The 19,926-nt window shown below is 72.2% G+C and carries 18 protein-coding genes; 9 read left to right on the top strand and 9 right to left on the bottom strand.

Annotated features, from left to right (window positions below):
• Positions 1-160 precede the first annotated feature (160 nt).
• Both ACQPZZ_RS30745 and ACQPZZ_RS30740 read left to right on the top strand, forming a co-directional pair.
• On the top strand, positions 161-427 hold the full coding sequence (locus tag ACQPZZ_RS30745; protein WP_432924808.1) for a DUF6504 family protein: 267 nt from the start codon (positions 161-163) through the stop codon (positions 425-427).
• A gap of 91 nt (positions 428-518) precedes the next feature.
• Entirely contained in the window at positions 519-4,082 is a 3,564-nt protein-coding gene (locus ACQPZZ_RS30740) for a DNA polymerase III subunit alpha (RefSeq protein WP_432924806.1), read from the top strand.
• Positions 4,083-4,162: 80 nt separating this feature from the next.
• Here the strand turns inward: ACQPZZ_RS30740 and ACQPZZ_RS30735 are convergent, their stop codons facing one another.
• Together ACQPZZ_RS30735 and ACQPZZ_RS30730 are read right to left on the bottom strand one after the other, a co-directional pair.
• Positions 4,163-6,469 (bottom strand): GDSL-type esterase/lipase family protein, encoded by a 2,307-nt coding sequence (locus tag ACQPZZ_RS30735; RefSeq protein WP_432924804.1) that lies wholly within the window; start codon positions 6,467-6,469, stop codon positions 4,163-4,165.
• Positions 6,470-7,061: 592 nt separating this feature from the next.
• Entirely contained in the window at positions 7,062-8,039 is a 978-nt protein-coding gene (locus tag ACQPZZ_RS30730; RefSeq protein WP_432924802.1) for a hypothetical protein, read from the bottom strand.
• Between the two features lie 198 nt (positions 8,040-8,237).
• Between ACQPZZ_RS30730 and ACQPZZ_RS30725 the strand changes: the two genes are divergently transcribed.
• Positions 8,238-8,714, top strand: a complete 477-nt coding sequence (locus ACQPZZ_RS30725; RefSeq protein ID WP_432924800.1) for a hypothetical protein — start codon at positions 8,238-8,240, stop codon at positions 8,712-8,714.
• On the opposite strand, the gene ACQPZZ_RS30720 is transcribed toward ACQPZZ_RS30725, so the two are convergent.
• The gene (locus ACQPZZ_RS30720) at positions 8,704-8,937 is read right to left on the bottom strand and encodes a hypothetical protein (protein WP_432924798.1); all 234 of its coding nucleotides are present in this window, start codon (positions 8,935-8,937) and stop codon (positions 8,704-8,706) included. The two genes, ACQPZZ_RS30725 and ACQPZZ_RS30720, sit on opposite strands and share 11 nt — an antisense overlap.
• Between ACQPZZ_RS30720 and ACQPZZ_RS30715 the strand changes: the two genes are divergently transcribed.
• Entirely contained in the window at positions 8,931-9,158 is a 228-nt protein-coding gene (locus ACQPZZ_RS30715; protein WP_432924796.1) for a hypothetical protein, read from the top strand. The genes ACQPZZ_RS30720 and ACQPZZ_RS30715 overlap by 7 nt on opposite strands.
• Here the strand turns inward: ACQPZZ_RS30715 and ACQPZZ_RS30710 are convergent.
• The 4 genes from ACQPZZ_RS30710 to ACQPZZ_RS30695 all read right to left on the bottom strand — a co-directional run bounded on the left by ACQPZZ_RS30710 (position 9,127) and on the right by ACQPZZ_RS30695 (position 12,842).
• On the bottom strand, positions 9,127-10,140 hold the full coding sequence (locus ACQPZZ_RS30710) for an LLM class F420-dependent oxidoreductase (protein WP_432924793.1): 1,014 nt from the start codon (positions 10,138-10,140) through the stop codon (positions 9,127-9,129). The genes ACQPZZ_RS30715 and ACQPZZ_RS30710 overlap by 32 nt on opposite strands.
• A gap of 118 nt (positions 10,141-10,258) precedes the next feature.
• Positions 10,259-10,600 carry a DUF1648 domain-containing protein gene (locus ACQPZZ_RS30705; protein ID WP_432924791.1) on the bottom strand — a complete coding sequence of 114 codons (342 nt, stop codon included), beginning with the start codon at positions 10,598-10,600 and terminating at the stop codon, positions 10,259-10,261.
• Positions 10,601-10,691: 91 nt separating this feature from the next.
• Positions 10,692-11,447, bottom strand: a complete 756-nt coding sequence (locus ACQPZZ_RS30700; RefSeq protein ID WP_432924790.1) for an AfsR/SARP family transcriptional regulator — start codon at positions 11,445-11,447, stop codon at positions 10,692-10,694.
• Positions 11,448-12,059: 612 nt separating this feature from the next.
• A complete protein-coding gene (locus ACQPZZ_RS30695) occupies positions 12,060-12,842 on the bottom strand; it encodes a FadR/GntR family transcriptional regulator (protein ID WP_432924788.1) in 783 nt (260 codons plus the stop codon).
• A 91-nt stretch (positions 12,843-12,933) separates the two neighbouring features.
• Here ACQPZZ_RS30695 and ACQPZZ_RS30690 point away from each other — a divergent pair, with 91 nt between their 5' ends.
• Genes ACQPZZ_RS30690 through ACQPZZ_RS30680 form a run of 3 tightly spaced genes read left to right on the top strand, consistent with a single transcriptional unit; the run spans position 12,934 to position 15,691 of the window.
• Positions 12,934-13,671 carry a (Fe-S)-binding protein gene (locus tag ACQPZZ_RS30690; protein WP_432924786.1) on the top strand — a complete coding sequence of 246 codons (738 nt, stop codon included), beginning with the start codon at positions 12,934-12,936 and terminating at the stop codon, positions 13,669-13,671.
• A complete protein-coding gene (locus ACQPZZ_RS30685; protein WP_432924784.1) occupies positions 13,668-15,083 on the top strand; it encodes a lactate utilization protein B in 1,416 nt (471 codons plus the stop codon). The genes ACQPZZ_RS30690 and ACQPZZ_RS30685 overlap by 4 nt, the downstream gene beginning before the upstream one ends.
• On the top strand, positions 15,080-15,691 hold the full coding sequence (locus tag ACQPZZ_RS30680; RefSeq protein WP_432924782.1) for a LutC/YkgG family protein: 612 nt from the start codon (positions 15,080-15,082) through the stop codon (positions 15,689-15,691). The genes ACQPZZ_RS30685 and ACQPZZ_RS30680 overlap by 4 nt, the downstream gene beginning before the upstream one ends.
• Positions 15,692-15,789: 98 nt before the next feature.
• Here ACQPZZ_RS30680 and ACQPZZ_RS30675 read toward each other — a convergent pair whose 3' ends face one another.
• Both ACQPZZ_RS30675 and ACQPZZ_RS30670 read right to left on the bottom strand, forming a co-directional pair.
• The gene (locus ACQPZZ_RS30675; protein ID WP_432924780.1) at positions 15,790-16,857 is read right to left on the bottom strand and encodes a Vms1/Ankzf1 family peptidyl-tRNA hydrolase; all 1,068 of its coding nucleotides are present in this window, start codon (positions 16,855-16,857) and stop codon (positions 15,790-15,792) included.
• 9 nt (positions 16,858-16,866) lie between these two features.
• Complete coding sequence (locus ACQPZZ_RS30670) at positions 16,867-17,286, bottom strand: DUF2795 domain-containing protein (protein WP_363640833.1); 420 nt, start codon at positions 17,284-17,286, stop codon at positions 16,867-16,869.
• Between the two features lie 135 nt (positions 17,287-17,421).
• Here ACQPZZ_RS30670 and ACQPZZ_RS30665 point away from each other — a divergent pair, with 135 nt between their 5' ends.
• Together ACQPZZ_RS30665 and ACQPZZ_RS30660 are read left to right on the top strand one after the other, a co-directional pair.
• Positions 17,422-18,510, top strand: a complete 1,089-nt coding sequence (locus ACQPZZ_RS30665) for a GNAT family N-acetyltransferase (protein WP_432924778.1) — start codon at positions 17,422-17,424, stop codon at positions 18,508-18,510.
• A 217-nt stretch (positions 18,511-18,727) separates the two neighbouring features.
• Positions 18,728-19,921 carry a sirohydrochlorin chelatase gene (locus ACQPZZ_RS30660; protein ID WP_432924776.1) on the top strand — a complete coding sequence of 398 codons (1,194 nt, stop codon included), beginning with the start codon at positions 18,728-18,730 and terminating at the stop codon, positions 19,919-19,921.
• Positions 19,922-19,926 lie beyond the last annotated feature (5 nt).

The raw sequence follows: 19,926 nt of genomic DNA, 5'->3' as shown, positions 1-19,926 counted from the left end.
GCCGTGAACTGCCCGGCGGCTCACCCAGAACAGCTTTGCCGGGCCGTGCTGACTTGCGTTCGATCTCCTGGGAACGTATGTTCGAAGCAGCGGCGATTTCTGCCCGAATCATCCGCCCGTCTTCCCCCGGGTGGCCAGGAAGCCACAGGGAGAAGGAGTCTTGAGCAGACTTTACGGCGATCCGATCGAGGTGTGGGTCCGGGACGGCCACCCTGCTCAGTTCGTCTGGCGTGACCGGCTCTACACCGTCCGCGAGGTCCAGGACCACTGGGTGGTCGCCAGAGAATGGTGGAAGACCTCGGACGCCGATCCCGGCGAGCGGCGGTTCTGGCGGCTGGGGGCCGCGGCCGGCAAGGAGGTCGGGACCTATGAACTGCGCTTCGACACCGCCAGCGGCGGCTGGCTCCTGCTGAGGGCCTGGGACTGATGGGAACGCTCCAGCCACCCACGACGACCGGGGGACGGGCCGCTGGAGGACGGGACGCCGTACGGGCCGGGGAACGGACGGGGGGACGCCGGTGACGGAACCCTTCGCTCACCTGCACGTGGCGTCCGCCTTCTCGCTGCGGTACGGCACCGCGTTCCCGGCCGCCCTCGTCCGGCGGGCCGCCGAGCACGGCATGGACACACTGGCGCTGACCGACCGCGACGGCCTCTACGGCGCGATCAAGCATGTCATCGCGTGCCACGGGAGGGGTGTCCGCCCGGTCGCCGGGGTCGATCTCGCCCTCGACGGCGCCTCTTCCGCACCGGGCTCTTCGACGCCGGACGACCTGTTCGGAGGCGGCCTGCCGTCCGGCCGCCGCACCGGGCACGGCCATGGGCGCGGGCACGGCCGGGGGACGGCGGCCGAGCCGGCGCGGATCGTCGTGCTCGCGCGCGCCGGCGGCTGGGCCGCGCTGTGCCGCCTGGTCACGGCCGCCCACCACGCGGGGGAGCGCGGCGAGCCGCACGTCACGCCGGGGATGGTGGCCGAGCACGCGTCCGGCCCGGACGGGGAGCCGCGGCTGACCGTGCTGCTCGGGCCCCGCTCCGGCGTCGGCCGCGCGGTGGCCGAGCGGCGCGACGACCAGGCCCGCGCCCTGCTTGCCGCCTGGCGCGCGGTGGTCCCCGACCTGGTCGTCGAGGTGTCCGACCTGTACGGCTACCGCGACGCGAACACCGCCGCCCGCATGATCGGGCTGGCCGACTCGATGGGCGTGCCGGTCGTGCTGACCAACGCGGTCCGCTACCTGGACGCCGCCGACCACCAGGTGGGCAACGTGCTCGACGCGGCGCGCAAGCTGGTGCCCCTCGACGGGCGGCATCTGGACGACCCCACGGCCCACGCGTACCTGAAGGACGGCGCCGAGATGGCACGGGTGGCCGCGCGGGTCTGCGGCGGCGACACCGGCCGGGCGGCGCGACTGCTGGCCGAGACCCGTCGCGTCGCCGAGCGTTGCGTGCTCGATCCCGTCGAGATCGTGCCCCTGCTCGACCCCGAGCGGCCCCGGCTCCACCTGCCGGAGGCCGGCGAGGACCCGGTGCCACTGCTGCGGCGCCGCTGCGAGGAGGGGCTGGCCCGGCGGGGGCTGGAACGCTCGGCCGAGGCTCGCGACCGGCTGGCCGCCGAGCTCCACGTCATCGAGAAGAAGCGGCTGTCGGGCTACTTCACGTCCGTCGTCGGCATCACGGACATGATCCGGGCGATGGGCGTGCGGTGCGCGATCCGCGGCTCGGGGGCGGGCAGCCTGGTCAACTACCTGATCGGCATCGGCGAGGTGAACCCGCTCGAACACGGCCTGCTGATGGAGCGCTTCCTGTCGGAGGGCCGCAAGGGCCTGCCCGACATCGACATCGACGTGGAGTCGGCCCGGCGCCTCGACTGCTACCGCGCGATCCTCGGCCGGTACGGCGAGGATCGGGTGGCCTGCGTGTCGATGATGGAGACCTACCGCGCCCGCAGCGCGATCAGGGACGTCGGCGCCGCCATGGGCCTGCCGCCGCACGAGGTCGACGTCATCGCCAAGGCGTTCCCGCAGGTGCGGGCCAGGCAGATCAGGGCCGCGCTGTCCGACCTGCCGGAGCTGCGCGACAGCGGGCTGAACGACCGGTCGCTGGAGACCGTGTTCCGCCTGGCCGAGCGGCTCGACGGGCTGCCCCGGCACATCGCGCTGCACCCCTGCGGCGTGCTGATCGGCAACTCCACGCTGCGCGACCGCACGCCGGTCGAGCGCAGCCTGCTGGAGTTCCCGATGTCGCAGTTCGACAAGGACGACGTCGAGGAGGCGGGCCTGCTCAAGCTCGACGTGCTCGGCGTGCGCATGCAGTCGGCGCTCGCCTACGCCCTCCAGGAGGTCGAACGGGTCGAGAACCGGAAGATCGACCTGGACGCCGTGCCACGCGACGACACCGAGACCTACGACATGATCCGCCTCAGCCGCACGATCGGCTGCTTCCAGATCGAGTCGCCGGGGCAGCGCGAGCTGGTCGCCAAGCTGGAGCCGCGCACGATGCACGACCTGATCGTGGACATCTCGCTGTTCCGCCCGGGACCGGTCAACTCCGACATGGTCACGCCTTACCTGGAGACCAGGCACGGCTTCCGCGAGACGCATTACCCGCACGAGTCGCTTCGCGAGGCGCTCAGGGAGACCAACGGGGTGGTCGTCTTCCACGAGCAGGTGATGAAGGTCATCGACATCATGACGGGGTCGGGGCTGTCGGAGGCCGACCGGGCCCGCCGCGCCCTCGGGACGCCGGAGGGCCGCGAGGCCGTGCGGGCCTGGTTCGTGCCGCTCGCCCGGGAGAACGGCTATGCCCCCGACGTCGTCGAGCGGGCGTGGAAGGTGCTCGACGCGTTCGGCGGGTTCGGGTTCTGCAAGGCGCACGCGGCGGCGTTCGCGCTGCCCACCTACCAGTCGGCCTGGCTCAAGCGGCACCACACGGCCGCGTTCCTCGCGGGCGTGCTCACCCACGACCCCGGCATGTACCCGAGCCGGGTCATCCTCGACGAGGCCCGGCAGTGCGGGGTGGACGTCCTGCCCCTCGACGTCAACCGTTCGGGGAAGACCTGGCTGGTCGAGCGTACGGGACCGGCGGAGGAAAACCGCCCCGGCGGATACGGCCGCGGATACGGCCTGCGGGTGCCGTTCTCGGCCGTCCGGGGGGTGAGCGAGGCCGAGGTGGACCGGATGGTCGCCAGCCGGCCGTACACCTCGCTGGCCGACTTCTGGGAGCGGGCCAGGCCCTCACGTCCGGTCGCCGAGCGGATCGTGGAGGTCGGCGGGTTCGACGCGCTGCACGGCCTGCGGCCGGGAGAGCCGCGCTGGCGGCCGGGACGACTGACCAGGCGCGACCTGATCGCCCAGGTCGGCGCGCTCGACCGAGGCTCTCCGGTGGGCGCGGCGGGGCAGCTCCCGATGGGGTTCACCGAGCGGGTCACGCCCGGCGAGCTGCCGGAGATGACCGAGGCCGAGGCCGTCGAGGCCGAGCTGGCGATCCTCGGCATGGACGTGAGCCGCCACGTCATGGACTTCTACAGCGGCCTGCTCGACGCGCTCGGCGTGACGCGGGCCAGGGACCTGCTCCGGCACCGCAACGGCGCGGAGATCCTGGTCGCGGGGGTCAAGGTCGCCACCCAGACGCCCGCCGTGCGGTCGGGGCAGCGGGTCGTCTTCACCACCATCGACGACTCCACCGGCCCGATCGACCTGACGTTCTTCGAGTCGGTGCAGGCGCACACGGCGGCGACCGTGTTCGGGTCGTGGCTGCTGGCCGCCAGGGGAGTGGTGCGGCGCACCGGGGTCAGGGCGGTCTCGCTGCGCGCCGTGCACTGCTGGAACCTCGCCGACCTCGACCGCGTGTGGCGCACGCAGGGGCTCGACGCCGTACGCGCCGTGATCAGCGAGGTGCCCGTGCCCGGCGCCGGAGTGGGCGGACGTCCCATCGAGTACGGCAACGGCTTCCGGGTGTCGCCCTACTCCGACAACGGCGCCCCGCCGGCCGTGCGCGAGGGGCGGTTCCTCGGCCATCCGGAGGAGCCCCAGCGGCGGCTCTGGCACGCCAGCTCCGGCAGCTCGGGCCCGCCGCCCGGCCGGTGATCCTCCCCGCCCTGCCGGTGTTGTCTTCCCGGCGCTTCCGGGTGCGGGACCGGACAGCGCTGTCCGGTCCCGCCGTGTGTTCAGCCGAAGTTGATCCAGGCCCGGGTGGAGCCGGTCTGGGGGTCGACGTCGAGGTAGTCGGCCCGGCCGTCGGCGTTGAGGTCGGCGAACTGGATCCGGGTGCCGTCGACGCCGACACCGCTGGCGATCTGCCCGCCGGGGAACCAGTACCAGTCGCCGCCGCTGGGCTTGGGGCCGCCGTTCTGCCAGACCTGAACGGAGCTGTCGTCGCCCATGAGGATGTAGTCGGCGGACCGGGTCCCGTAGAGCGGGGCGAAGCGGATACGGCTGCCGGGTGCGCCGACGCCACTGGCGATGGTGCCTTGCGGCCACCAGAGCCAGTCGCTGCCAGTGGGCTCCTTGGGGTTGGGGCCGCCGTTCAGCCAGGCCTGCACCGAGCTGTCGTCATTGACTTTCACGTAGTCGGCCTTGCCGTCGCCGTTGAGGTCGGCGAAGCGGATACGGCTGCCGGGTGCGCCGACGCCGCCGGCGATGGTGCCTTGCGGCCACCAGAGCCAGTCGCTGCCAGTGGGCTCCTTGGGGTTGGGGCCGCCGTTCAGCCAGGCCTGCACCGAGCTGTCGTCATTGACTTTCACGTAGTCGGCCTTGCCGTCGCCGTTGAGGTCGGCGAAGCGGATGTTGCCGCCGGGTGCGCCGACGCCGCCGGCGATGGTGCCCTGCGGCCACCAGTACCAGTCGCTGCCAGTGGGCTCCTTGGGGTTGGGGCCGCCGTTCAGCCAGGCCTGGACGGAGCCGTTGGAGTTGACCTGGAGGTAGTCGGCCTTATGGTCACCGTCGATGTCGGCGTAGACGACTCTGCCGGTGGCTCCGCCGAAGGTCCCGGACGCGATCGTGTTCTGGGGAAACCAGCCCCTGACGGGGCCGCCGGCCGGGGTCCCGCCGTCGGATGCCGCTATCCATCCGGCCCGCCCCACGTCCACCAGGCCGCGGTAGAACAATGCCGCCATCTTCAGGTAGCCGGAGTCGTTGGGGTGCAGGAGGTCGGCCAGATCGGTGAGCGTCACCGGGTTCATATTGACCATGTAGACGTGCTTGCCGGCGACCCACCGCGCCCCGATCTCCGACCGGAGCGCCTTGTTGAACCGCAGGATCCGCTCCTGGGTCGGCCCCCAGTTGGACGGGACGATGGTCGAGACCAGGAGGGTCACATTGGGGTCGGCCCGGAAGATCTGGTCGATGAGGCCGCCGAGCCTGGCCGGCGCGCCGTCCGGGTTGTCGTTGTTGTTCATGTCGTTGGTGCCGATGTGCAGCAGCACCACGTTGGGCCGATACGTGGCCATCGCCGAGTCCGTGATGCCGGCGATCTGGGAGATCGTCCAGCCGGAGTGCCCCTCGTGGGCGTCGGGCGCCGGGCCCGAGTGCTGTGAGCCGACGAACGTGACGGTGGCCCCGTCTTCTCTCAACATGGTGCTGAGAGCCGGCCGGTAACCGCCTCCGTTCGAACTGCCCGCGCCGTACGTGATCGAGTCGCCCAGCGCCATGATCCGCAGATTCCGCTGAAGGTTCGAGGAAACCCCGGCCCATGCCGCCGTCTCTTCGGCGATGAGGTCTTCCAGCTCCTGGAACCGCCAGCCGAGCTGCTCCACCCTCTGGGCGACCACGCCTCCGAACCAGGAGTCGACCCATGGCACCTGGGACCTGATCCAGGTGCCGGCCCTCTTGATGGCATCGGCGAGATTGGCCTTCGCCCACGGAGAGAGGTATCTCTCCCAGATGTAGCCCCCGGCCAGTCCGAGTATCCCGGCGATGATGATGTCCCTGGTCGCCTCAGGGGAGCCCAGGTCTCCCGCGAACGCGTGCGACACGAGCGCCGCCATGATGCCGGTGACGGTGGTTTGAAGGGGGGTGCAGATCAGCGGGATGGTCGCGGCGAGCACCCCGCTGGCTGTGAAGGACGCGATGCACAGCATCCTGAGCCCGTATCCGACGACCCAGGCGATCGCCGTGGTGGCGACCTGCTGCCAGAAGCTGGAGGTGGTTATCTCCGCGGCCGGGATGGTGAGGACCAGGCCGGCGCCGTCGGGAGTCACGTTCACCGTGCCGCCGAAATTCGGCCACACCGAGGTGTCGACGGTGGGACTCACGGGGGTCGGGCTGTCCGCGACCGCCTCCTTGAGCGTGTCGCCCAGTCCGCCGTGCTCTCTGATCTCCGCCTGCATCTCCGGGACCATGTCCCGAAGGACGGAAGGGGTCACCCCGAGGTCGGAGGCGTTGAGTGTGATGGTGAGGTCCCGGGCCGCCGCTCGCGCCGGAGTTACGGGAGCGAGGGACACCACCATCGCAGTGGCCACCACGATGGACAGCACGGAAATAAGGACACGACGGGACGATAATGCTAATCGGCGTGTGCGATACATATTCCACCTGAAAGATGAGCATTTTGCGGGTATGGATAACTGTGGTATATATCGGGACAATGGCTACCCGTGGAAAGGTATCGCTGTTCAACTGACGGCGATCATGCGTCGGATGACCACGATGTGAACCCTGTCTGACGTAAGAGATCTCGGCTCGTCAGCGGCACGACAAGCCGGCCCGGCCCGCGAGAGGCGCCATTCACCGAAAGGGCGATACCGAGGCTGGAAAGCCGAGGTCGGCCCACACCCCCCGGCCGGGTTGAGCTCGGGGCGTGGGCGGGCAGGCGGAAGACGGTCAGCCACGCGTGCGCCTCGACGAAAGGCACGCATGGTCGGCCCGACGTGCGCACCCTGGTTGTCCCACACCGCCGCGATCGGCCCGCCGGGCAGGTGTGCTCGCGCTTGGCGCGGCGGACGCGGGCAGCAGGGTCAGGCCGTCCCCGTCCGCGGCCAGGCGCGCGGCGACGGTCGCGTCGCGGCCCTGGTAGCGGATGCCGGGCCGCGGCCCATCGAGTACGGCAACCGCTGCCGAAATGTCGCCCTACTCCGACAACGGCGCCCCGCCGGCCTTGCGCGAGGGGCGGTTCCTGTGCCGTCCGTCCGAGCCCCAGCGGCGGCTCTGGCACGCCGGCTCCGGCAGCGCGGGACCGCCGCCCGGCCGGTGATTCCGCCCAGCGCCCGGGAGCCCCGCCGTCCGGCTTCCCGCCGCGGTGGGCACGCCGGAGGGCCGTTCGGCGTGACCGAGGCGAATCGGACGCGGAAGGGCGGATCCGTCCGTCCGCCCACGCCCGGCGCCGGTGTGCCGGGCCGTGATCTCGCGGACGGTCGAGGCGCACAGGAGCGCCGCGACGGCGACCGCGGCGGCCTGGGGCATCCCGAGGCCGGTCAGCCCGTCCCCGGCCGGGCCGGCGAACACCAGCCCGAGCGCCGCCAGCCAGCTCACCCACCAGCAGGCGAGGATCGCCAGCCACCGGGTGCGCTCGGCGGAGCCGTCGCCCGGCTCCCCCCGGTCGCGGCCCCGGGGCGCGGGCACGGTGATGCCGCCCGTGTCGTTGCCCGTGGTGTTGCCCGTGGTGCTCCTCGCGACGACCGAGCCGTTCTCCCGCCGCGTACCGTCCGCCGGGCGACCGTGCCGCGGCGCGGGAGCCGCACGCCAGGCCAGGTCGGCCAGGAACGGCGGGGCCACGAGATTCACCCCCGGCACGAGGCACGCCGCCGCGAGCACGGCGGGCGGCGTGGCCGGGCGCACCTGCCGCAGCCAGGACAGATAGGCGAGCGCGGCGGTCGCGGTGGCGATGAGAAGCGCCAGGACCAGCACGGCGAACGTCGTGGCCGCGCCGCTGACGGCCCGCGCGGCGGGAGAGGCGGGGTCGCCGCCGAAGGCGGCGATCTGCGAGGCCAACCGCCTGCCCCGGGCCTCTTCGAACACGGCGAGCGCGGCCACCGAGACGACCTGGGCGGCGAGGGCCGCGTACACGCCGGCGGCCGCCCGGCTCACCGCTGACGACGTGGACCGCATTCGTTCTCCCCCCGCGCCGGGTGCGTGACCTGTCTCACTCTTATCCCGTCCGCGATCTCGTTAATCCGGTCCGGCCCCGGGCAGCAGGACCGGTTCGCGCTCATCTCCGGAGAACGCCCGCCGGGACGTTTCGGCGGACATGAAAACACCGCGGCCCTAGCCTGCGCGAACAACCCCTCGCACTCCCGGAGGCCGCACATGACCGATGCCCCGCCGACCGACGACCGCGAGCCCACGCGGGTCGTGACCGAGATGATCGACCACGTGCTCCGCCTGGCGGCGACCTGGACCGCCTGGGACGGCCGTCCCGTGCCGTCGGGCGACCGGATCTACACCCCGCATAAGGCGATCAGGAGGGTGGCCGACCATCTCGTCGACCACCTGGCGGAGGTCGAGGACCGGCTGGCCGGTCGCGTGCCGCTGCCCGACCACTGGCACGGCTCAATGATCACCACTGCGGCCGACCTCGCCCCGTTCACCGGGCAGGACCTCGACGAGGCCCGCAGCAGGCTCACCCGGCTCGCCCGGATCTGGACGGCACGCCTGGAAACGCTGACCCCGGACCAGCTCGACCGCTCGCCCGGCGCGGGCTGGACGCTCCGCCAGATCGTCTTCCACCTCGGCGGGTCGGACTACTACGCCGACGCGGTGGGCGACCTGTCGCTCAGGACGTGAGCGCGCGGACGACCTCGGCGGCGGGGCCCGGCGGAAGGGCCGCGTGCACCAGCTCGACCCGGTGGACGATCCTCGGCGCTGCCAGCGGCACCGGCACCCCGCACGACGCGGCGGACGCGGGCAGCAGGGTCAGGCCGTGCCCGGCCGCGGCCAGGCGCGCCGCGACGGCCGGATCGTGGCCCTCGTAGCGGATGCCGGGCCGCAGCCCGTCGAGCCGTGCCACCGCGCGCAGGCGGTCGAGCGGCATCAGGCCTGCGCTTCACCGGGCACGACGACGAGGGCGAGGCGCGGGTGGCCGAGCTGCCCGGCCACCCCTTCTACCTCGTCACGCTGTTCCAGCCCGAGCTGGCCGAACGGCAGCCGCACCCGCTGGTGCTGGCCTTCGCCGCCGCTGCCGCCGAGCGGGCCGCGTTCAGCCGAGGACCAGATCCCGTACGGCTCTGAGCGTGGGCTCGTCGCGGGGGCCCATGACGAGCAGCGTGGTGACCGGGCTACGCCGCCACAGGTCAAGCCGCTCCCGGATGCGGCCGAGCGGCCCGAGCAGCGCGATGCCGTCCGCCAGCTCGTCGGGGATCGCGGCGAACGCCTCGTCGCGGCGGCCGCTCAGATACAGCTCCTGGATGCGGCGGGCCTGCTCGGCGTACCCCATGCGGCCGATGATGTCCGCGTGGAAGTTGCGGGTCTTCGCCCCCATGCCGCCGATGTAGAGCGTCAGCATCATCTTCACGCCGTCCAGCGCGGCCCGCAGGTCGTCGGTGACGACCACCATGACCATGGCGGCGACGTCGAAGCCGGGCTTCGCGCCGGCCAGCGCGTCGCCGTACATCGCCTCGATCTTCTCCGGGAAGGCGAACAGCGGCAGCCAGCCCTGCCCGATCTCGGCGGCGAGCGCGACGTTCTTCGGGCCCTCGGCGCCCAGGTAGACCGGGATGCCGGGCCGCAACGGATGAGTGATCAGCTTGAGCGGCTTGCCGAGGCCGCCGGGGAGTGGCAGCGGATAGTGCGGGCCCGGGTTCGTCACCGGCTCCTCCCGCCGCCACACCTTGCACATGATCTCGACGTACTCGCGGGTCCGGGCGAGCGGCGCGGTGAACGGCTGGCCGTACCAGCCCTCGACGACCTGCGGGCCCGAGGCGCCGACGCCGAGCAGCAGCCGCCCGCCGGTCAGGTGGTCGAGCGTCATCGCGGTCATCGCCGTGGTCACCGGGGGGCGGGCGGACAACTGGGCCACGCTGGTGCCGAGCCTGATGCGGCTGGTCCTCGCGCCGTACCAGGCCAGCGGGGTGAACGCGTCGCTGCCGTACGCCTCCGCGGTCCACACCGAGTCGTAGCCGAGCCGCTCGGCGGTCAGCACGAGATCGGTGGCGTCGGCGGGGTCTCGCTGCCAGTAACCAAGGTTGAGCCCGAGTCTCAGATCGTCGGCCACACGCGTGATTAGAACACGTTCTATGCGGACGGGCCAGAGCCGGGACAGCGCTCGGCCGTCCGAAGCGGACGAGGGGAACGAGGGCCGGCCGCCGGGAGGTCGCGGGCGGCGGGCCCCGCTATCGGGAGACGAGCGCCGTGCCGATCGCGATGACCAGGATGGCCTCGGCCAGCGTGAGCGCGGCGACCACACCGATCCAGATAGTCCCGAACAGGCGCCGTGACCGTCCGGGCCTGCGCCCGAAGCCGGTGTTCCTCGCCGACGAATACGCGGCGGCGACGACGATGACGCTCGCGAGCACGGGGCCGGGGAAGACCTGCCATTTCGAACCGGTCTCCGTGACCTGCCCTCCGCTGTCGAAGTGAGCCGGGACCGTGTCAGGGCTCGCCGTCAGGCCGTAGACCATGAGTGCCGCTTGCAGAGAGAGCAGGATGAGGCTGGTGACGAGGAGTCCGCGCAAGGGCCGCTCCGTCTCCTGCCGGGGCCGCCGTGCCGGACTCCCGCCGGACTCCCGCCGGACTCCCGTCGGCCGCCGCCGTCGTCCGCCGAAGTCACCGAGACGGCGAAGCGGTGAGCACGCCCGCCGGGACCGTGTCGGTGATGAGGATCCTCTGGTGCAGGGACGCCAGGTGGTGGCTCGGCTCGGCTCCGAGCGCCTCCGACAGGACGGCCCGGCACTGCGCGTACGCCATCAACGCGTCACCGCGGCGCCCCTCCTGGCAGAGCGCGACCATGAGGTCGCCCCACAGGCTCTCGTTGACCGGGTTGCCGGAGACCGCGACTCGAAGATGGTCGATCGCCTCGGGGCCGCGGCCGAGCCGCAGGAGCGTGGACGCCAGCGTTCTGACGACCGTGATCCGCCGCTCGTTCAGCAGCTCCGCCATGCTGCTCAGCACGTCCGAGCCCTCGACGATGTCCTGCAACGCGGATCCGCGCCACAGGCGTAAGGCGTCGCCCAGATGCCCGACCGCCGCCTCGTCGTCCCCGCCGGCGATGCTCATGGTCCCCAGTTCGCGAAGCGCGTCGAACGACGCGACGTCGAGATGCCCGGGGGAGAGGTCGAGCCGATAGCCGTTCGGCACGGTGACCAATGAGGCGCCGGTGCCGGCGAGTTTCTCCCGGAGCATCGAGACATATGTCTTCACGTTGCCCCTGGCGGAGACTGGCGGCAGGTCGCTCCACAGCATCGTCACAATGCGGTCGACTGTCAGGGCGACCCCCGAATTGAGCAGCATCAGGGCCAGAAGCTGACGTACTTTCAGCCGTGCGAGATGAACAGGAGTGCCGTCGTTCCGGTGAATCTCCATATGACCTAAGAGGAGAAATCTCACGATTCCCTTCCTGGCGTGCGTTCTGGTCTTCGCATTGCGAAGCTGGTTGTCGTGCCGGTCAAGGGGAGGTTTATATCCCCTTGACCGGGAGGGTAGCACCGGCGACTAGATAAAAACTATATGAATATATCGAGCGTAAATCGTGATTGCGGCGCCACGCTCGGTGGCTGTTTCCGTCGCCGGTCCCGGCCGCACTCGGCGGCTGCTTCCCGGTCCTCGTGTCGTCGCCTCGGCCCCCGCAATCGGAAGCAGGGGCGCAATCGGAAGCAGGGGCACGGCCGGTACGGCGCCGGCCTGGTCGCAGTCCGCGCGTTGCGGCGGAATCACGTGAGGAGACGTCGTCGCGCTCCGCCATTCATTCTCGCTTCTCGCATAAGCGATATATGCTGAATCTTCTGCGAAGAATGCCCATCCTCGTGGAAGGATCTCAGGAGCCGGCGCATTCTTGAAGGGAATGCCGGTGTGCGCCGCGACGGCGAACCGGCCACCGTTGCGGAGCCTGGCGGAGGGATTCGCGAAGAATCCGGGACCGCGATCCTTGACGGCTCCGCCCGTGCCTCATCGGCGACGAGCCGATGGGAACACGTTCTATGCGGGGAGGCCGGAATCCGGATAGGCGCGGGCCAGGTGCGCGGCGACCGCGGCCGCCGCGGCTCCGGCGTCGCCGTCCTCGATCGCCCGGTGGATGCGCCGATGGTCGTCCTGCAGACCGCCGGTGTCGCCGAGCCGTACGACGGCGTCCACGGCGTAGCGGCGCAGGACGTCGCGCAGCGCCCGCATGACCGCCACGGTCAGCCGGTTGCCCGACGCCTCGGCAAGGGCCAGGTGGAACGCGATGTCGTGCTCGACGAACTCGGCGGGCTCGCGGGCGGCGTCCATGGCCGCGATCGCCTCCGCCATCCGCGCCGTCGCCGTTCGCCTGTCCGGCCCGGAAGCCGCAGGCCCGGAAGCCGCAGGCCCGGAAGCCGCAGGCCCGGAAGTCACCGGCGCGGGAGCCGCCGCCGCCCGGGCCGCGGCCCACTGCTCGATCATCAGTCGGGTGTCGATCACCTCGCGCATCGAGAGCGTGGCGAGGCCGAGATGCAGCCGGAACAGGTCGGTGAGCGCGCTTCCCGGGCGGGAGGTGAGCACAGCCCCGGCGTCCGGGCCCCGGCCCGCCTGCGGCGTGACCACGCCGAGGGTCTCCAGCACGCGCAGCGCCTCCCGGACCGACGACCGGCCGACCCCGAGCTGCTCGGCGAGTTGCCGTTCGCCCGGCAGGCGGTCGCCCACGGTCAGGCCGTCGGCCGTGATCCGCTCCTCGATGCGGGCGAGCACCTCCTCGAAGGCGCGCGGGCGGGCGTCCGGACGCCGGCGTTCTTCGGTGGTCACCGCGGCTCCTCACGATGCCGATGTCGCCCGGGGCGAACCAGGATGTATGGTCTGACCATATTTGGTCTGACCATACACGCCGGGAGGGCACGTGCGGGTAGCCCTGTTCGTCACCTGCGTCAACGACACACTCTTCCCGGACACCGGGCGGGCGGTCGTGCGCCTGCTGCGCCGCCTCGGCGTCGAAGCCGACTTCCCCCGCGCCCAGACCTGCTGCGGGCAGATGCACGCCAACACCGGCTACCGGGACGAGGCCGTACGGCTGGCCCGGCGCAGCGTGGCGGCGTTGCGCGGCTACGACGCGGTCGTCGTCCCCTCGGGCTCGTGCGCGGCCATGATCCGCGAGCAGTACCCGAAGCTGGCCGGGTCGTCCGGTCCTTTCGCCGACGCGGTGGCGCGGGTCGTGCCCAGGACCTACGAGCTGACCGAGTTCCTGGCCGACGTGCTGGGGGTGACCGACGTGGGGGCCTACTTCCCGCACCGGGTCACCTACCACCCGACGTGCCACTCCCTGCGCGGCATCCATCTGGGCGACCGCCCGCTGACGCTGTTACGCCAGGTCAGGGGGATCGACCTGGTGCCGCTGCCGGGCGCGGAGGAGTGCTGCGGCTTCGGCGGCACCTTCGCGCTCAAGAACGCCGGCGTGTCGGCGGCGATGTGCGCCGACAAGGTGCGCGCCGTCCTCGACACCGGCGCCGAGGTGCTGTGCGCTGCCGACAACTCGTGCCTCATGCACATCGGCGGCATGCTCGGCCGGCAGAAGTCGGGCGTACGGGTGATGCACCTGGCCGAGATCCTCTGCTCGACCGAGACGGCGGGGGTCCGATGAGCGTCACCTTCCTCGGCATGCCGGCGACCCGGCCCTTCCCGCGCAACGCCGCGAGAGCCCTGCGGGACTCGCAGCTGCGGTTCAACCTGCGCAAGGCGACTCGGACCATCAGGGCCAGGCGGGCGAGCGTCGTCGCGGAGGCGCCCGACTGGGCCGGGCTGCGCGAGGCCGGCCGGGCGATCAAGGAGCACACGCTCCGCAACCTCGACAGATACCTGATCCAGCTGGAGGAGGCCGTCACGGCGGCCGGAGGCCACGTGCATTGGGCCGCAGACGCGGCGGAGGCCAACCGGATCGTCGCCGACCTGGTGAAGGCCACGGGCGAGACGGAGGTCGTCAAGGTCAAGTCGATGGCCACCCAGGAGATCGGCCTCAACGAGGCGCTGCTGGAGCAGGGCATCACCGCGTACGAGACCGACCTCGCCGAGCTCATCGTGCAGCTGGGCGACGACCGGCCCTCGCACATCCTCGTCCCGGCGATCCACCGCAACCGCGCGGAGATCCGGGAGGTCTTCGCCGAGCACATGGCCGACTGGGGCCGCCCCGCCCCCGACGATCTGACCGACGACCCCGCGGCGCTGGCCGAGGCGGCCCGGCTCCACCTGCGCGAGCGCTTCCTGAAGACGAAGGTGGCGATCTCCGGGGCCAACTTCGCGATCGCCGAGACCGGCACGCTGGTCGTGCTGGAGTCCGAGGGCAACGGCCGCATGTGCCTCACGCTGCCGCGCACGCTGATCAGCGTGGTCGGCATCGAGAAGGTGCTCCCGGCCTGGCGCGACCTGGAGGTCTTCCTCCAGCTCCTGCCGCGCAGCTCGACCGGGGAGCGGATGAACCCCTACACCTCGACGTGGACCGGCGCGACGGAGGGCCAGGAGTTCCACCTCGTGCTGCTCGACAACGGCCGCACCGGCGTCCTCGCCGACGAGGTCGGGCGGCAGGCGCTGCGCTGCATCCGCTGCTCGGCCTGCCTCAACGTCTGCCCCGTGTACGAACGGACGGGCGGCCACGCGTACGGGTCGGTCTATCCCGGGCCGATCGGGGCGATCCTGACGCCGCAGCTTCGCGGCATGGGCTCCGAGCTGGACCGCTCGCTGCCGTACGCCTCCTCGCTGTGCGGCGCCTGCTACGAGGTCTGCCCGGTGGCCATCGACATCCCGTCCGTGCTGGTTGAGCTGCGGGCCCGGGCCCACCACCCCTGGCCGGAGCGCGCCGGGATGGCGGCGGCCGGATGGGTGTTCGAACGGTCGGGACGGCTGGCGCGTCTGCAGCGGGCCGGGGGACGGCTGCGCCGGTTCGTGCCCCGGCGGCTGCCGGGGCCGCTCGCCGGGTGGACCGACACCAGGGACCTTCCCGAGGTGCCGGGAGAGTCGTTCCGCGAATGGTGGGACCGCACGGACGGAGGACGCCGATGAGCTCCCGCGACCTGATCCTCGCCCGGGTCCGCCGCGCCCTGGCGGGCGTGCCCGACGTCGAGATCACCCGCGCCTACCGCGGGCCTTCACCGGCGCCGGGCGACATCCGCCTGTTCGAGCAGCGGGTCCGCGACTACCGCGCCGTGGTCCACCTCGTGGACGAGGCGGGCGTGGCCGGGCGCGTCGCGCGGTCCCTCACGGAGCGCGGGGCGCGGCGGGTCGTCGTGCCCGCCGGGTTCCCCGCGTCGTGGCTCGCCGCCGCGGACGTGGAGACGGTCGCCGACGACCCGCCGCTGAGCGCCGCCGGCCTCGACGCCGTGGACGGCGTGCTCACCACCTGCGCGGTCGCCGTCGCGGAGACCGGCACGATCGTCCTCGACGCCGGGCCCGGCCAGGGCAGGCGGGCGCTCACACTCGTGCCCGACTATCACCTGTGCGTGGTGCGGGCCGCCCAGATCGTCGCCGGGGTGCCGGACGCCGTCGCCCGGCTCGACCCCGCGCGTCCCCTCACCTGGATCAGCGGCCCCTCGGCGACCAGCGACATCGAGCTCAACCGGGTCGAGGGCGTCCACGGGCCCCGCACGCTCCACGTGCTGATCGTGACCTGAGCCTCCGCCCGAGTCCGCCTGAATCCGCCCGAGTACCCGAGTACCCGAGTTCCCGGAGTCCGCCCGGAGCCGTCCGGATCCCGCCGGCGCCCCGCGAGTCAGAAGCGCAGCAGCGCGCCGATCCCGTCGGGTGATTCCAGGCGCGGGACGAACCACAGCTCGGCGTCGGTCGCGGCCACCGCCCGGGCGAGGGCGGAGTCCACGCGTTCCCGCACGGGCTCCTCGACGCCCCAGGCGGCCAGCTCCGCCGGGTCGGTGGACAACTGGGTGGGCTCGGGCCCGATCCACATCGTGGCCGTGGAGGACGGGTCGTCGTGCATCAGCACCGCCCCCACCCGCCGGTCGCGCAGCGCGCGGGCCGTCTCCGTCAGGCCGGTGACCGCGTTGCCCGCCGCGTAGGTGTTCAGCAGCTCCTCGCAGCGCCGGTCGGTCCAGGCCCGGCAGGCCCCTTCGACCTCCCGCCGGAAGTGTTCCAGGTCGGCGCCCGGGGCGCGGCTGCCGTGCTCGGCCACGGTCAGCCGTCGTACGACGTCCTTGCCGAGGTAGTCGGTCACGAGCGCGCGGGCCTTGGGATCACCGGCCAGCACCACGACCTGCGCGCCGATGCCGTGCGCCTCCTTCTCCACGACTTCGGCGACGGCCACGGCGTTGCGGCGCCAGGTCTCCTCGACCTCCCGCTCGAAGTTGCCCTGCGACCAGCCGCCCGCGCCGGTCTTCTGGATCGGCCCTTCCGCCGCCTCCACGGTCAGCTCGCGCCGCCGCCCGTCGGCCACGACGGCGACGTCGCCTCCGGCCCGGTCGGCCAGCACCTCGAGATGCGGGACGTGCTCGCCGCGTTGCGCGAGCAGCGGCACCACGTGGGGGAGCGGCGACCACCGCGCGGTCTGGCGGCGCGGCCGATGCGCGAGCGGCTCGGTGAGCACGATCTCGCCCTCCCGGGAGAACGCGGCCCGCCCGGGCGCGGCCCACACGGGATCGAGCATCAGCTCGCCGATGGGATCGAGGGCCGAGGGCGGCGCCCCCTCCTCGGCGAGCCGCTCCCTGAGATGGGCCCACCGGCGCTGGATCACGTTGGACGCGCCCTCCGACGACCGGTCGGTGTCCACGTATACCGAGGCGTACGGGCCGCTGCGCGCGTACAGCCCGCGGATGAAGTCCAGTCTCACGGGCCCTCCTCACCAGCGCTGGCGTTCCACTCCGAGTCCGAGTGCCTCGGCCACCTCCGCGATGTTGTGGAAGGTCATCTCGGGCAGCCGCCGTACGGCGTCGACCACGGCGTCGGGGGCGTTCTTGCGTTCGGCATGGGCGAGCAGCTTGGCCGGATCGGCGGGGAAGCCGGCGTCGCTGAGCCAGGTGGCGAGGTGGCTGCGGCGCTCCACATCGGCGGGGGTGATGCCGAGCGGCGTGCCGGGCTCGCGGCCGGGCGGGTGCCGGCGAGGCGGTGACATGTCCTCTTCGGGCTGTTGCGTCGGCTCGGGCTCGCGCCACTCCTCGACCCGGGTGCGTCCGGCGCCCTGCACGAGGCCTTGCGTCTCGTGCTTCTGCTCCTCGTCGAGCCGGCGGCCGTGCTTGTCGCTGCCGCGTTGGATACTCATGACCTCACCTCCCGATTAGGGTCACTGACGTGCCTCGTACCCGGACCGCCTGCCCCAAACATCGAGAGCGGTGAGGCCGATGTCCCACATAATCTGCGGCGGGCGACAAACTCGCTTGTGTGATGGAGTGACGCATTGTTCGACGAGCGGCTGACGATCAACACCGAACGGCTGATCCTGCGGCCGTTCGGCCCCGGGGACGCGGGCCAGGTACGCGCGATCATCGAGGACGGCGCGCACCTCACCGCGCTGCCGCCGGGCGCGCCCGGGCACGCGTCCGGCATCGCTCAGTGGCTGTCGTACGGCGTGCACGAGTTGTGGCGCTCGGGCCAGGGCATCCACCTCGCGATGCACGCGCGGCACGGCGTGGTCGGGTCGATCAGCGTCTTCAAGGCCCAGTGGGGCGCGGGCACCGCGGAGGTGGGGTACGGCGTGCATCCCGCCTACCGCCGCAGGGGATACGCGACCGAGGCGGTCCGCGGGCTCACCGGATGCCTGCTCGGGCAGGGCCCGCTGCGCCGGATCGAGCTGCGGGCCGACGCCGGCAACCTCGCGTCGATAAGGGTCGCGGAGAAGGCCGGCTTCACCCGCGAGGGACTGCTGCGCGGCGCCGGATTCGAGGACGACGGCCCGCGCGACCTGGTGGTCTTCGGCCGGCTGCGCGGTGACGAGAGGCTCGTGCCGCGCCGCAGGATCGAGAGCGAGCGGCTGGTCCTGCGGCCGTTCGCCCGCCAGGACGCGTTCGACGTCGTGGACGCGGTCAAGGGCGATCCCGAGATCGCCCGCTGGATGACGTGGGCCGAGGGCTACACGCTGGAGCGCGCCCTGGAGTGGTGCACCCGGCTCGCGCACGCCAACGGTCCCGGCTATGGTGGCAACTTCGCGATACAGCCGAAGGACGGGGAACGGCTCGCCGGAGCCATCGGCGTGCAGCGCGAGGACCACGAGCGCGGGGACGCCGAACTGGGCTACTGGATCGCGCCGTGGGCCCGCCGCAAGGGGTACGCGGTGGAGGCCGCGCGGCTGGCCACGGCCTACCTGTTCGACCTCGGTTTCCACCGGGTCCACCTGCTGGTCGCGACGGGCAACCGCGCAAGCCAGGCGGTCGCGAGGAAGGCCGGGTTCATCGAGGAGGGCATCATGCGGCAGGCGCTGCCGGTTCCGGGAGGCTGGGCCGATGCCGTCCTGTTCGGCATGCTCAACGGGGAAATTTCCTGGCAATAGGTAAAGAATCCCCCTAGTCGCTGGGCCCATCGGTCAAGTGGCCACCATGATTGAGGGCCGTAAGGCTATCCTCGCCAGCCGTGAGCCTCCCGCCGGCCGGTGAGCGCGCGTCCTCGATGCGGGAGACCCCTCCCCGGCATGCACGCGGGCGGCGCCGGCCCGACCGGGGCGAGGGATCGCGAACGACACGCAGGTCAACTGCAGGGAGATCAGCCAGATGAAACCGCCGCTGCTGCTCATCGGCCACGGCACCCACGATGAGACCGGCGTCGCCGAGTTCGGCAGGTTCGTTCACCGCCTCCGCTGCCGCCTCGACGGGCTTCCCGCCGAGGTGAGCGGTGGTTTCATCACGAACGCCCGCCCCCCGCTCGGCGACTCCATCGCCTCGCTCGTGGCCCGGGGGCACCATCACCTGATCGCGGTGCCGCTCAGCCTGACCGGCGACCGGCGCGCGCTCGGGGACATTCCCGGCACCATGGCTCTCGAGCAGGAGCGGCACCCGACGCTCGAATACGACCTCGGCCGCCCCCTCGGGCCCGACCCGCGCGTGCTCAAGCTCCTCGCGGAGCGGCTCGCCGACGCCCGCGCGGAGATGCCGCGGTTCGTGACCGACGAGCCGCCCGCAGAGATCTCGCCCGGCGAGACCGCGGTCGTCCTGGTCGGGCACGGCTCCACCGACCCCGCCGTCAACGCCGAGGTCCACCGGGTCTCGCGGCTGTTCTGGGAGACCCACGCCCCCGACCTGCTGACCGTGGAGACCGCCTACGTCTCGCACACCCGCCCCGGCGTGCCCGGCGGCCTGGAGCGCTGCCGCAGGCTCGGCGCCAAGCGCGTGATCGTCCTGCCGTACGTGCTGTTCGCGGGCGGGGTCCTCGAACGCATCTGGGCGCAGGCGCTGGCGTACGGCGCCAACCACGAGGGCCTCGACATCCGCTGCGCCGAGGTGATCGGCGACTGCGAGGGCCTCGCCGACGTGGTGATCGACAGATACGAGGAGGCGCTCGCCGGGGGCGGGCAGTCCTCGGCGCCGGCCGTGCACGAACCGTCCGCGGTGCTGACCGCGACCCGGCCGTTCCCCGCGGGGCGCGCGCCGGACGTGGCCGCGGCGGCGGGGACCGGCGCCGGGCTCGTGACCGCCGTCGCGCCCCGGCTGAACACGATCCGGGCCGTCCGCCCCGAGCCGCTGAGCTCCGATTCCCCGGAACTGGAGTCCCTCGACGTGGAGTCCCTGGATCTGGAGTCGCCGGAGCTGGAGGCGCTCGACGTGGAGGGCTTCGAACCGGAGACGGAAGGCGAGATCGAGGCCGATACCATGATCGGCATGACCGGCCGCGGCGAGGCGGGGGACAAACCCCGCGGCGATGCGCCGGACGGGCCGCTCGCTCAGCCCGGAGTCGCCAGCGTGGTGTAGGCCAC

The sequence above is a fragment of the Microbispora sp. CA-135349 genome, from assembly GCF_050947365.1.
GTDB lineage: Bacteria > Actinomycetota > Actinomycetes > Streptosporangiales > Streptosporangiaceae > Microbispora.
The sequence above is the reverse complement of the archived record's forward strand: the minus strand, read 5'-3'. Positions and strand labels throughout refer to the sequence as shown.